At 61.0% G+C, this 12,057-nt stretch carries 10 protein-coding genes, 1 tRNA gene and 2 pseudogenes; 6 read left to right on the forward strand and 7 right to left on the reverse strand.

The window, feature by feature from the left end:
* Nucleotides 1–8: 8 nt before the first annotated feature.
* A complete protein-coding gene (locus tag AB5Y72_RS16895; protein WP_201972752.1) occupies nucleotides 9–1,427 on the reverse strand; it encodes an IS66-like element ISUnCu16 family transposase in 1,419 nt (472 codons plus the stop codon).
* Nucleotides 1,428–1,532: 105 nt separating this feature from the next.
* Between AB5Y72_RS16895 and AB5Y72_RS16900 the strand changes: the two are divergent.
* Nucleotides 1,533–1,832: pseudogene (locus tag AB5Y72_RS16900) on the forward strand (CYTH domain-containing protein); the annotation flags it as partial.
* Nucleotides 1,833–1,879: 47 nt separating this feature from the next.
* On the opposite strand, the pseudogene AB5Y72_RS16905 reads toward AB5Y72_RS16900, so the two are convergent.
* Nucleotides 1,880–3,249 (reverse strand): annotated as a pseudogene (locus AB5Y72_RS16905) (phosphatidylserine decarboxylase family protein).
* Nucleotides 3,250–3,455: 206 nt separating this feature from the next.
* Nucleotides 3,456–3,532, reverse strand: a tRNA-Trp gene (locus AB5Y72_RS16910).
* A gap of 202 nt (nucleotides 3,533–3,734) precedes the next feature.
* On the opposite strand from AB5Y72_RS16910, the gene AB5Y72_RS16915 reads away from it, so the two are divergent.
* From AB5Y72_RS16915 to AB5Y72_RS16935, 5 genes are all read left to right on the forward strand, one after another.
* On the forward strand, nucleotides 3,735–4,277 hold the full coding sequence (locus tag AB5Y72_RS16915; RefSeq protein ID WP_325782795.1) for a hypothetical protein: 543 nt from the start codon (nucleotides 3,735–3,737) through the stop codon (nucleotides 4,275–4,277).
* A gap of 99 nt (nucleotides 4,278–4,376) precedes the next feature.
* Nucleotides 4,377–4,571, forward strand: coding sequence for a hypothetical protein (locus AB5Y72_RS16920; protein ID WP_216991476.1), 195 nt, complete (start codon nucleotides 4,377–4,379; stop codon nucleotides 4,569–4,571).
* Nucleotides 4,552–5,472, forward strand: coding sequence for an aspartate carbamoyltransferase (gene pyrB, locus AB5Y72_RS16925; RefSeq protein ID WP_042078770.1), 921 nt, complete (start codon nucleotides 4,552–4,554; stop codon nucleotides 5,470–5,472). The genes AB5Y72_RS16920 and pyrB overlap by 20 nt, the downstream gene beginning before the upstream one ends.
* A 16-nt stretch (nucleotides 5,473–5,488) precedes the next feature.
* A complete protein-coding gene (pyrI, locus tag AB5Y72_RS16930) occupies nucleotides 5,489–5,953 on the forward strand; it encodes an aspartate carbamoyltransferase regulatory subunit (RefSeq protein ID WP_042078768.1) in 465 nt (154 codons plus the stop codon).
* A gap of 220 nt (nucleotides 5,954–6,173) precedes the next feature.
* Nucleotides 6,174–6,665 carry an arginine repressor gene (locus AB5Y72_RS16935; RefSeq protein ID WP_042078766.1) on the forward strand — a complete coding sequence of 164 codons (492 nt, stop codon included), beginning with the start codon at nucleotides 6,174–6,176 and terminating at the stop codon, nucleotides 6,663–6,665.
* A gap of 130 nt (nucleotides 6,666–6,795) precedes the next feature.
* Here the strand turns inward: AB5Y72_RS16935 and AB5Y72_RS16940 are convergent, their stop codons facing one another.
* The 4 genes from AB5Y72_RS16940 to arcA form a co-directional block, all read right to left on the reverse strand.
* Nucleotides 6,796–8,202 (reverse strand): YfcC family protein, encoded by a 1,407-nt coding sequence (locus AB5Y72_RS16940; RefSeq protein ID WP_325782792.1) that lies wholly within the window; start codon nucleotides 8,200–8,202, stop codon nucleotides 6,796–6,798.
* Between the two features lie 123 nt (nucleotides 8,203–8,325).
* Nucleotides 8,326–9,330, reverse strand: a complete 1,005-nt coding sequence (gene argF / locus AB5Y72_RS16945; protein ID WP_033114793.1) for an ornithine carbamoyltransferase — start codon at nucleotides 9,328–9,330, stop codon at nucleotides 8,326–8,328.
* An 80-nt stretch (nucleotides 9,331–9,410) separates the two neighbouring features.
* Complete coding sequence (gene arcC, locus AB5Y72_RS16950) at nucleotides 9,411–10,337, reverse strand: carbamate kinase (protein WP_209794301.1); 927 nt, start codon at nucleotides 10,335–10,337, stop codon at nucleotides 9,411–9,413.
* Nucleotides 10,338–10,398: 61 nt separating this feature from the next.
* Nucleotides 10,399–11,619 carry an arginine deiminase gene (arcA, locus tag AB5Y72_RS16955; RefSeq protein WP_042078763.1) on the reverse strand — a complete coding sequence of 407 codons (1,221 nt, stop codon included), beginning with the start codon at nucleotides 11,617–11,619 and terminating at the stop codon, nucleotides 10,399–10,401.
* Between the last annotated feature and the right edge of the window lie 438 nt (nucleotides 11,620–12,057).

Below are 12,057 nucleotides of genomic sequence, written 5' to 3' on the forward strand. Positions count from 1 at the left end.
GTAACCGTTCACCGGGAGGATGTTGACAACAACTCTTCCGGGAGCGGGTAGTCTGTTTTCTCTATGCAGGCACCGACCACGGCCCTCAGCCATTCCTGCGGACAGCGACCTAACCGCTTGGCTGTCTCTATCAAAGACAAGATGCGCTGCCGAAACAGCTCTCCCCGATGTGACCAAACGCCATAGCTCCCCTTGCGCCACAGCACATACCCGCGTAGCGCCCGTTCCGCCTCATTATTGGTCAAGGCTATCTCGTCGTTTTCCAGAAAACGCCACAGCATTTCATCATCCTTGAGCAGTAGCCGACAGCGACCTCGGTAGCGCTTGCTGCACAGCAAACTGCCTCGCCCCAGCTCTTTTCGCCAGCTTTGCCGACATCGCTCAAGCCTTCGCTGATATTGTTTCTGGCTCAACACGCCTTGTTCATAGCCATGTCGAACCCTGAATACGCTATTTGCGAGAAGCACCAGTCGGGCCCCAATGGGCTGATTGACCTTTTCGCCGCTGTCGGCAATCGCTGCCACATTGCGCAGTACATGGGCCCAGCACAGCTGACGCTGGCTGCTGTCGATGAAACGGTATCCTGCGTACTGGTCTGTCACCAACACGCCATCCAATTCTGAGCCCAGCAGCCGTTTGGCCGCATCCTGACCCCGGCCAAACGCCGTCATGAAACAGACGGCCACCTTGCTCAGTGCCAGCCACATCCAGCGCCGCTCACCACCACGCTGATGCCGTGTTTCATCGGCATGGATACAGGAGGCTGATTGCACTTGTTGTTTGATGGCCTGGTGCGTCGGGGTCAACATGGCACTGACTCGCCCTTGCGCCTCGCTGATGGCGCCGCGACTGAAGCTCAGGCCGAAGTGCTGTTTAAGCTGTTGTTGTATCTGGCTAATGCTCTGGTGAAACAGACCACTTTGCAGGGCGATGTAGCTCAGCAGGTTGGTCCCCATCTGGCTGCTGCTCACCGTCTCGGGCAACGGAGCCGGGCTGGTCTCGATGCAATGACAACAGGTGCCGCTAAAGAGCTGATGTTCGGTCACCCTGTAGCTGACCTCGGGCAGGTCAAAGACCTGATGGACGCGGTAGGGTTTGTCATGAAATACCACATTGCCCCCACAGCAGGCGCACTGTCTGGCAGGGTAATGGGGTATTACCGTCAGCCGTTCATCCGCTGGATGACGCTCACGCCGAGCGCCTTTGTGGCCCGGTTGGGCGCCGCGTTTTTTACCTGAGGCAAGGCGCGGCCGAGCAGGTGGTGGTGAGCCTGGCCCATCACTGGAAGGAGGCTTGGAGGAATTGCCGCTGTGCTGGTTGAGTCGGTCTTCTAGCTCGGCGATGCGCGCCATCAGCTTCTGAATAAGTTCATTAGCCTGCTCAAGGGTCAGCGGCGAAGCGGCCGGTGGGGTCATGGATGTGCTCATGCCCCTGATGGTGCCAAGCTGACAGGATCACGCAAGAGGCAATAGTGGATCACCGGACGATCGTCTCATTTTTTACCTGTCAACTGGTCTGGGTGAACCGTTACCTATCAGCTGACCCCGACACATGAGCCAGATCGCCTGCGGGAGACCCTCAGCCTGGCCTGGGGCCAGATCGGCAGGGTGCAGAAGAAGCGCACCCTGTTGCTGGTCGGCAGAACCCGGATCCACCTCGATCAGGTGCAGGGGCTTGGCCACTTCCTCGAACTGGAGGTGGTGCTGGAGGAGGACGAACCGCTTGAGGCGGGGATGCAGGAAGCCAACGACATCATGGCGCAGCTTGAGGTAGAGCCCTCCCAACTGATAGAAGGTGCCTACCTGGATCTGCTTCTCCGGCAGCAGGCCTGAATGCAACAAGGCCGCCCGAAGGCGGCCTCGTGCTATCGGAGGCGGGGTTATCCGACCCGCGCCAGCGCCGTGTTGATCCTCAGGTTGGTCGCCTCCAGCCCCGGCTGCTGGCCGTAGAAGTCGAACGCCAGCTCGACCCCGGGGCGGAACAGCAGGCAGTGGGTGGAGCCGCCGAAGTGGAACATGCCGAGCTGCTCCCCCTTCGCGATCCGCTGCCCCGGCTGCACCGTCACCTCGCAGCTCGACACCTCCGCCATGCCCACCGGCACCACGCACATCAGGCCGATCTTGGGGTTGTCCGCCTCGATGAAGATGAGTGCCCGGGTCGCCACCGCGGTGAGGAAGGGCTGGGACTGGTTCGGGGCGCTCGGGTCGGGCCCCTCCGGGTTGTCGAAACCCTGATGGCGGTTGGCCAGGTAGTAGCTGCCGTTGACCACCTTGACCGAGCGCACCGTGCCGCTCACCGGGCTGTGCCAGCGGTGATAGCTGAGGGCGCTGAGGAAGGCCTGATAGAGAGTGCCCCCCTCGAACGCGGCGGCGCGCGGGTCGAAGTCCAGCAGGTTGTCCAGGGAATAGGGCTGCCCCTTGAGCCAGAAGGCATCCTGCCGCCGTACCCCTCTGACCACCTGCAGCGGGGCCGATTCGCAGGCATTGGCGATCACGCGGTCATCATCCGGGGCCGTCACCGGCCGCACGCCGGGGCAGAAACGGCGGGTGAAGAAGTCGTCCCAGCTGGCAAAGCCCTCGTACTGCTCTCCCGGCACGGTGTGGAAGATCTCCTCGAAGCGGTCTGGGGTGGGGTTGTCGCCGGCCCCGAGCGCCCCCTGCGCCACCCGGACCATCTCCTCCTTCGCCACCTCGCCGAGCCAGGGGACGATCAGGGTCTGGCGATCCAGGGGGCTCACCGACTCGGTCAGCACATAGCGGGACGCGGGGCTTTGCAGGAAGTCGGCCCAGTAGCCGAGGATCTTGCGCAGTTGCTGGTTCACCAGCGCATTGGCGAAGAAGTCGTAGCCGGCGACCGTCGCCATGGGCCAGTTGAGCAGGGCATTGATGGGAAATCCGATCAGCCCGGCGGGCTCCTGGGTTTTCACATCCTGATAGGCCTCCGGGGCCGTGGTCATGATGCCGTTGAGCAACAGCAGGAACTCGTCGAAGCTGCGCACCTCGATCTGGCCGAGCGGCGTGCTCTGCTCGTGCTGCCACGCCTCGTCAAACATCCCCTGGCCTGCAGATGCAGGACAGGATCCTGCTCCACCAGCGCCTTCAGCCCGGCGATTGGTGCCACCAGCGGGCGCGGCTGGCGGGTGACCGCCTGACGCAGCCGCTGCACCCAGCGTGCCACATGGGCCTGATCTCGGGGGACCCAGCCACCGGCATGGGCATGGGCGTGACGCGTATCCACTGCCTTGTTCATCGCTCTCTCCTTGTTGAAGCGCCTTGGGCCCGCCGGATGCGATGCGCCTGAGGGCGCCATCTGGCAGGAAGCAAGGTGTAGCACAGGGGAAAAGCGGCCTCCATTGGCAGAAATGGCAGCGGCGAAGAGGGGAAAAAGAGGCTAACGGAGGCGGCAAACGCCGGAAATGCGAAAGGCCAGCTCAATGAGCTGGCCTTTCTGAAAAATGGCAGGGGCGGCAGGACTCGAACCCGCAACCATCGGTTTTGGAGACCGCTGTTCTACCAATTGGAACTACGCCCCTGCAACAAACGAGGCGTAGTATACAAAGCGGGGTTCAAAGGTAAAGGCTTTTTTTCTCACTTTCGATGCGATCGAACAAATGGCGAGCAAATCCCCGTCATTCTTGCAAGGAGCAGGGGTAAGCTGCTGTATTTGCAGCCCCAACGGGGTAGGAATGGGACACAAATGGGGGTAGGGTGAAATCAGGTACAGGGAGGCCGCCCATGCTCAATTACCGACTGCTGCAACAACTTGCACCGCTCAACTTCCGGGATGAGCGCAAAACCGAGTCACTGGCTGACTACCTCGAGCGGGTCTATCCCCTGGTGCCCTTCATTCCCCCGAACGTGCTTGCCCAGTGGATTTACCGCCACTGGCGCGGTTTTGAATCCAACTGGAGCTTTATCGACCTCGCCAGCCACCGCTTCGAGCGGGAACGCTGGCCCACGGCGCAGATTGTCGCCAACATCGACTCCCGCCATATGGAGGTGATCGACCGCTGGGGCGAGATGCTGCGCCACAATCGCTACGTGCGCCGCTCCTGGCTCGGGGAGAAGATGCTGAGTCTCGGCACCTGGTCCGAACCCATCATAGTGCTGGAACCCAAGCCCGATGCCTGCTACCCCGACGGCCAGCCCCTGCCCCGCCCATACTGCCTGCTGGAGGGACACCACAGACTCGGCTACCTGCGCAGCATGGCCGAAGACGGCGCGCCGCTGCGAGATGAACACGAGTTGTGGATTTGCCGGCCCGTTCGCGACACTTAAACGTTTTTCCAGGCCAATCCTGCCTATCAAATAAATTTTTGACAATTCAAAAAGCGGCCCTATAATCTGTCCGGTTTGAAAAAAGGTCGGGACAGGACGATGCCGTTTTTGATGAAAAAAGCAGCCTTGCAGACGGGTGGAGCGCACCAGAGCGGCCCCGTTGTTTCCGGTTCCCGCCCCACAGATCCCCAGTTGTTTTTAAAAAGAGCCCCTGTTTCAGGGGCTTTTTTTTGTGCCGGAAAAACCTTCATTGATGTCAAAGGGAATGCAGACGATGACCAATCCACTCTATAACAAACACGTCATCTCCATCTCGGATCTGACCCGGTCCGACATGGAACTGGTGGTCGCCACCGCACAGCGGTTGAAGGCCGAACCCGACAGCCGCCTGCTGAAAGACAAGCTGGTCGCCAGCTGCTTCTTCGAGGCCTCCACCCGTACCCGACTGTCGTTCGAAACTGCCGTCCAGCGCCTGGGCGGCAACATCATCGGCTTCGCCGACGGCGGCAACACCAGCGCCAAGAAGGGCGAGACCCTGGCCGACTCCATCAAGATCATCGGCTCCTACTCCGATGCGGTGGTGATGCGCCACCCGAAGGAGGGCGCCGCCCGCCTCGCCTCCGAGTTCTCCCGGGTGCCGGTCATCAACGGCGGTGACGGTTCCAACCAGCATCCGACCCAGACCCTGCTCGATCTCTTCTCCATCCACGAGACGCAAGGGCGCCTGGACGGCCTCAACGTCGCCTTCGTCGGCGACCTGAAATACGGCCGCACCGTCCACTCCCTGGCCCAGGCCCTGAGCCTGTTCAACTGCCGCTTCTTCTTCATCTCCCCCGAGGCGCTGGCCATGCCGGACTACCTGTGCGAGGAGCTGGAGGAGAAGGGCATCCAGTTCAGCGTGCACGAGACCATGGAAGAGGTGATGCCGGAGCTCGACATCCTCTACATGACCCGCGTCCAGAAGGAGCGCTTCGACGAGACCGAGTACAAGCACATGGCCGCCAAGTTCGTGCTGGAACTGGCCACCCTGGAAGGGGCCAAGCCGACCATGAAGATCCTGCATCCCCTGCCCCGGGTCGACGAGATCGACGTGGCCGTCGACAAGACCCCCCACGCCTACTACTTCCAGCAGGCGGAGAACGGGGTCTATGCGCGCCAGGCACTGCTGGCACTGGTACTGAACGAAACCGTCTAAGGGAAAGGGGAACATCATGTCCGAGAAGAACCAACTGCAAGTCGAAGCCATCCGTCACGGCTCCGTCATCGACCACGTCCCCGCCGGCCAGGGTATCAAGATCCTCAAGCTGTTCCAGCTGATCGAGACCCAGGAGCGGATCACCGTCGGCTTCAACCTGAAATCCGGCGCCCTGGGCAAGAAGGATCTCATCAAGATCGAGAACACCCGATTGACCGAACAGCAGGCCAACCAGCTGGCGCTGTTCGCCCCCAAGGCCACCGTCAACATCATCGAAGACTTCGTGGTGGTGAAGAAGCACCAGCTGGCGCTGCCGGAGTTCATCGCCGGGGTGTTCCACTGCCCCAACTCCAACTGCATCTCCCACAACGAGCCGGTGGACAGCTACTTCCGGGTGCGAGAGGTGAAAGGTGCGGTGCGCATGAAGTGCAAGTACTGCGAGAAGTCCTTCACCCAGGAGATCGTCAGCGAGCGCTACTGATTTCTCGCCTGCAACAGATATCCATGTGGGCCCCATCGGGCCCATTTTTGAACCCTGTCACATCACTTATTCCCCCTTTGGTTATAATTTGCCATCTCAGAACGGCTAGGCATTGCTCATCACCTGCTTGAACGCTCGTCATCAGTGTTTTTTGCTATGAAAAACCGGAATGACAGACTGAGCGAGGATAGCCATCGGTCATCATCAAAGGAAAGTCGCCATGGTCAAGACCCTCACTCGCCCCCAGGAACCAGAGTCCGACCAGGCTCAGCTGGATGCCTGCCGCCAGATCATCGGCCAGCACTGCTACAGCACCCAGGAAGAGATCCGCCGCGAGCTGTCGGAGCGCGGCTTCGCCGACATCAGCCAGTCCACCATCTCCCGCCTGCTGCGCCGCCTAGGCGTGGCCAAAGCCCAGAACGCCAACGGCAAGAAGGTCTACACCCTGGTGGACGAGCAGCTGGAGCCCGCCGGTAGCACCCGTTCGGTACATGACATGGTGCGCGCCGTGGTCCACAACCAGCAGATGGTGCTGGTGCACACCACCCCGGGGGCCGCCACCGTGGTCGCCCGCCTGCTGGATCGCCACGCCGATCCGGAGATCCTGGGGGCGGTGGCCGGCAACGACGTGGTGCTGATCGCCCCGCGCCACATCAGCCGCACCCGCCAGGCCCACGCCGCCGTGGTGCGCACCCTGGAGCAGGCGCGCTAGCACCTCCCTTCGACGCAGCGAGGCGACCCTTGGGTCGCCTTTTTGTTGCCTGCGGTTCGCCGGGGATCAGCCCCCCACTATAAAAAAAAACGGGAGCCACTGGCTCCCGTGTGCGGTGTCGATCTCTTCGTCAGGCCAGCATGGCGCCAAGACTCAGGCAGGCCACGATCAGCACGGTCAGCAGGCCGAGCAGCGGGGCCACCCACTTCAGGTAGCGCACATAGGGCACCTTGGCGATGGCCAGGCCCCCCATGACCACGGCGGAGGTCGGGGTCACCAGGTTCACCAGCCCGGAGGCGGACTGGTAGGCGGTGACCACCAGCTCGCGGCCCACGTTGGCGAAGTCGGCCAGTGGCGCCATGATCGGCATGGTCAGCACGGCCAGACCGGAGGAGGAGGGCACCAGGAAGGAGAGCACCACTTCCAGCGCGAACATTACGTTGATGAACACCACGGTGGAGAGGCCGGTCACTATGCCTTCCGCGCTGTGCAAGATGGTGTGGGTGATCATGCCGTTGTCCATCACCACGACTATACCGCGGGCGATACCGATGATGAGGGCCACGCCGAGCAGATCGCGGGCACCGTCGATGAAGTTGGAGGTCAGCTCCTCCTCGCTCATGCGGGAGATGACGCCCACTATGATGGCGGCGGCCAGGAAGACGCCGGAGATCTGCGCCATCCACCAGCCCAGCACGGCCACCCCGTAGATCATCACGGCGAAGGCGGCGACGAAGATACCCAGCACGATCTTGCGGGTCAGGGTGAACTCCAGCATCTGGTCGCTCTTGTTGCCGAGGAAGTGGGCACGGTTCTCATCCCACTTGTCGGCCACCAGGGACTTGCTGGGGTCGTTGCGCACCATCTTGGCGTAACGCATCACGTAGGCCACGCACAGCAGCCAGCCGGCCCCCAGCATGGCGACACGCAACCAGATACCGTCGGTGAAGGAGATACCGGCCGCGTTGGCGGCGATAACGGTAGCAAAGGGGTTGATGGTGGAACCCAGGGTACCGATGCCGGCCCCCAGCAATACGGTTGCGGCGGCGACCACAGGGTCGAAGCGGGCGGCCATCATCACCGGCACCAGCAGGGTGTAGAACGGCAGCGACTCTTCCGCCATGCCGTAGATGGTGCCACCCGCGGCAAACAGCGCCATCAGGATCGGGATCATCCACTCCTCGCGGCCGCGCAGGCGGTCGGTGACGCGCTCGATCCCGGCATCGATGGCCCCTGTCTTGGTCACTATGCCAAGGAAGCCGCCGATGATCAGGATGAAGAGGGAGACGTCGATGGCGCCCGCCTCATAGGTGTCGTGGTTGTAGAGGCCGTCGATGGGGGCCAGCAGCACGTCGACGATCCCCTGGGGATTGGCATCCACCAGCTTGTAGGTACCTGCCACCGGCACTTCCTTGCCGAGGGCCTCGTTCATGGTCATTTCATATTTGCCGGCGGGCACTATCCAGCTCAGGGCGGCCACCAGGGCGATCAGCACAAACAATATGGTGTAGGCTGACGGGAACTTGAATTTGGTCATGGTCCAGCTTCCTTCTGTGGGTGTGGTATCCATGCAGGCTGCGGGTCGTAGGGTTAGAGGTGTTGTTCCGCTGTCACATGGTCGAAAAGCCGGGGGTCACCCCCCGGCACCACTACTGCGACCTCAGTCGCCCAGCGTAGCAACCATCACTGCCTTGATGGTATGCATCCGGTTTTCGGCCTCGTCGAATACGATGCTGTGCTCGGATTCGAACACGTCCTCGGTCACTTCCAGGCCCTTCATGCCATATTTGTCGGCCACTTCCTTGCCCATGGTGGTCTCGTCGTTGTGGAAGGCCGGCAGGCAGTGCATGAACTTCACATCCGGATTCTTGGTGGCGTTGATGACGTCCATGTTGACCTGATACGGAGTCATCAGTTTCACGCGCTGATCCCAGGCCTCTTTCGCCTCACCCATGGAGACCCAGACGTCTGTGTAGAGGAAGTCGGTACCCAGCACACCCTCTTTGACATCTTCGGTCAGGGTGATGCGTGCGCCGGTCTCTTCGGCGATCAGGCGGCACTTGGCGACCAGCTCCTCTTCCGGCCAGAAGGCCTTGGGGGCAACCAGGCGGATGTCCATGCCCATCTTGGCGGCACCGACCATCAGGGAGTTGCCCATGTTGTTGCGGGCATCACCCAGGTAGGCGAACTTGATTTGATCCAGACGCTTGCCCTTGCCGTGCTCCAGCATGGTCATGAAGTCGGCCAGGATCTGGGTCGGGTGGAATTCGTTGGTCAGGCCGTTCCAGACCGGGACACCGGCGTAGGCACCCAGCTCTTCCACGATCTCCTGGCCGTAGCCACGGTACTCGATACCGTCATACATGCGGCCCAGTACGCGGGCGGTGTCCTTCATGGACTCCTTGTGGCCGATCTGGGAACCGCTCGGGCCGAGGTAGGAGACCTGGGCGCCCTGGTCGAAGGCCGCTACTTCGAACGCACAGCGGGTGCGGGTGGAGGTCTTCTCGAAGATCAGGGCGATGTTCTTGCCGACCAGATGCTTGCGCTCATAGCCACCGTATTTGGCCTTCTTCAGGTCGATGGCCAGATCGATCATGTATTGGATTTCGCGCGGGGTGAAGTCCAGCAGTTTCAGGAAGTTACGGTTACGCAGATTAAAAGCCATGATGAGTTCTCTCTATTATTTGTTCAGACCAATTTGGGCAGTGTTGTTAACTACGCAGTTGTTCAGGCCAGAGCATTGGCTCAGGCATTGACGGTATTGGTGGCAACGATATTGGTGCCGGCTTCGCCCCTGAGGATGGCCAGACCATCTTCCAGGGAACCGATCCCGACCATGCCGCCGGTCGCCTTGACGAATTCGCAGGAGGCCTCGACCTTGGGTCCCATGGAGCCTGCATCGAACTTGACCCCGGCCAGCTCGTCCGGGCTGGTGACCCGCAGCGGACGCTGGGTCGGCTTGCCCCAATCCAGGTAGACGGCATCGGCGTCGGTCAGGATCAGCAGGGCGTCGGCCTTGATCTGCTTGGCCAGGTAGGCGGCAGACATGTCCTTGTCGATGACGGCCTCGATACCGGTCAGGCTTTGGCCATCCCAGGTCACCGGGATGCCGCCACCACCGGTACAGATGATGAGGTGGCCCTGGGCGATCAGGGTTTCGATGGCGTCACCTTCGACGATGCGCTGAGGCAGCGGGGACGGCACCACGCGGCGGAAGAACTTGCCGTCGGCCTTGACCGACCAGTGCTTCTCTGCAGCCAGGGCACGGGCCTCCACTTCTTCATAAACCGGGCCGATAAACTTGGTCGGGTTGGCGAACGCCGGATCCTCGGGGTCGACCTGCACCTGGGTCAGCAGCGCGGTGACGTTGCGGCTCGGCATCAGGTTCTTCAGCTCCTGGATCAGCATGTAGCCGATCATGCCCTGGGACTCGGCGCCCAGCACATCCAGGGGATAGGGGGAGACCTTGGTGTAGGCGCTGTTCTGCAGGGCCAGCAGGCCGACTTGCGGACCGTTGCCATGCACCAGCACCACGTTGTACTCCTGGGCGATCAGGGCGATGGTCTTGGCGGCGGTGGCGATGTTCTTGCGCTGGATGTCAGCTTCGAGGGGCTCGCCACGACGGAGCAGGGCATTGCCACCCAGGGCGACGACGACAGTTGGTTTTTTCATGGTGTTACTCTCGAGTCTTGGTGAGTGTGGCGCCAGCCTCTGCCGGCGCCACGCCGTCTTGTCAGATGCCGTCACGTTCCATCGGGCAGCTCATGCAGCGGGCGCCGCCGCGACCACGTCCCAGCTCTTCACCCGGGATGGGCAGCACAGTGATGCCGGCCTTGTCGTACTTCTCGTTGGTGTAGGTGTTGCGCTCGTAACCCACCACCACGCCGGGGCGCACGGTCAGCACGTTGTTGGCGTCGTTCCACTGCTCGCGCTCGGCCTCGAAGCTGTCGCCGCCCGTGGTGATGAGCTTGAGCTGATCCACCCCCAGCGCCTTCTCGATGGCGGTGACGAAGTAACCCTCCTCCTTGATGTTCATGCCGGTGGCGCCACCCGGGGTCAGGCTCCAGCAGTTCACGTCCTTGCGGATGACTTCCGGATAGACGGAGAAGGTGTCTATGTCCATGTGGGTCATGACGGTGTCGAGGTGCATGCAGCTGCGGTGTTTCGGCAACTGCATGGCGATGACCTGCTTGGCCTGGCCGTGCTTGAACAGGCCGCGGGCCAGGTGTTCCACCCCTTGCGGCGTGGTGCGCTCGGACATGCCGATGAGCACGGCGCCGCGGCCGATGACCAGGACGTCGCCCCCCTCGATGGTGGAGTTGTCGTAGTCGCGGTCTTCGTCACCGAAGTACTTGATGAAGTCCTGGCCGGCGAACTGCGGGTGCCAGCGGTAGATGGCCTTCACATGGTTGGTCTCGCGGCGACGGGCGGCCTTGGCCATGGGGTTGATGGAGACGCCGCCGTAGACCCAGCAGGAGGTGTCGCGGGTGAAGAGGTGGTTGGGCAGCGGCTCGATGATGAAATCGGTTGGGGCGTGCATGCCGACCACCATGTTGACGCCGCTGTAGGGCATCTCGGAGTAGGTCAGGCCGCCGGAGAGGATGCGGGCCAGCTCGCGGTGCGGCATGTCGGCCAGGAAGCAGCGCACGTCGTTGGCCAGCGCGGTGCCGAGGCGATAGTCGGAGACCTGATGCTGCAGCAGCCAGGTTTTGGCTTCCGGTACATCCAGGGTTTCCGCCAGCAGGTTGGTCAGCAGGAAGACTTCGACATTCTGATCGCGCAGCACCTGAGCGAATTTGTCGTGCTCCTGACCGGCGCGCTCAACGGACAGGACGTCATCGAACAGCAGATCCTGGCAGTTGGAGGGGGTCAGACGCTTCAGACTGAGGTTGGGGCGGTGCAACATGACGCGGCGCAACTGGCCAACTTCAGAACCTACATAAAATTTGCTCATGATTATATTCCGTCTAGCAGTGGTCCCTGCGAGTGATTGAATAGATTCCTTCTATTCTGGCTCGTGGCTAAGGCGGGATATTCTTTATGTAGGGTATTCGGCTTATGTTCTATCCTGCCCTTGCCTTTCGACGCAGAGATTAGGACTGGAGGTCACATCAAACTTAGACATTGATCACATTCAACTCAGACTGCATAAATTCCGGAGTTAATTTATGACGGAGTGTACATAAACGATATTTGCCCCAGGGTCGCCATGGCATAAACAAGCAAAAAACGCCCGTAAAATCCCGGCAAGATAGCGTTTTCATTCATTCTGATTATCCATAAAGAGATAGCTGTTGTTTTAAAATTATTTGAAAATCAGCAAGATAAAATAATCCACTTCAGTTTTTGAATTTTTTATATCTCTCCATGAATTTATCGTCATTCACTCCCC

Source organism: Aeromonas sp. R7-4 (genome assembly GCF_040908055.1).
Classification (GTDB): Bacteria; Pseudomonadota; Gammaproteobacteria; order Enterobacterales; family Aeromonadaceae; genus Aeromonas; species Aeromonas sanarellii.

Bases quoted from the DNA above. Each gene is read 5' to 3' on its own strand.
- AB5Y72_RS16895 (WP_201972752.1), bottom strand. From the start codon at position 1,427: ATGAGCACATCCATGACCCCACCGGCCGCTTCGCCGCTGACCCTTGAG.
- AB5Y72_RS16915 (WP_325782795.1), top strand. From the start codon at position 3,735: ATGCTCAATTACCGACTGCTGCAACAACTTGCACCGCTCAACTTCCGG.
- AB5Y72_RS16920 (WP_216991476.1), top strand. From the start codon at position 4,377: ATGCCGTTTTTGATGAAAAAAGCAGCCTTGCAGACGGGTGGAGCGCAC.
- pyrB (WP_042078770.1), top strand. From the start codon at position 4,552: ATGACCAATCCACTCTATAACAAACACGTCATCTCCATCTCGGATCTG.
- pyrI (WP_042078768.1), top strand. From the start codon at position 5,489: ATGTCCGAGAAGAACCAACTGCAAGTCGAAGCCATCCGTCACGGCTCC.
- AB5Y72_RS16935 (WP_042078766.1), top strand. From the start codon at position 6,174: ATGGTCAAGACCCTCACTCGCCCCCAGGAACCAGAGTCCGACCAGGCT.
- AB5Y72_RS16940 (WP_325782792.1), bottom strand. From the start codon at position 8,202: ATGACCAAATTCAAGTTCCCGTCAGCCTACACCATATTGTTTGTGCTG.
- argF (WP_033114793.1), bottom strand. From the start codon at position 9,330: ATGGCTTTTAATCTGCGTAACCGTAACTTCCTGAAACTGCTGGACTTC.
- arcC (WP_209794301.1), bottom strand. From the start codon at position 10,337: ATGAAAAAACCAACTGTCGTCGTCGCCCTGGGTGGCAATGCCCTGCTC.
- arcA (WP_042078763.1), bottom strand. From the start codon at position 11,619: ATGAGCAAATTTTATGTAGGTTCTGAAGTTGGCCAGTTGCGCCGCGTC.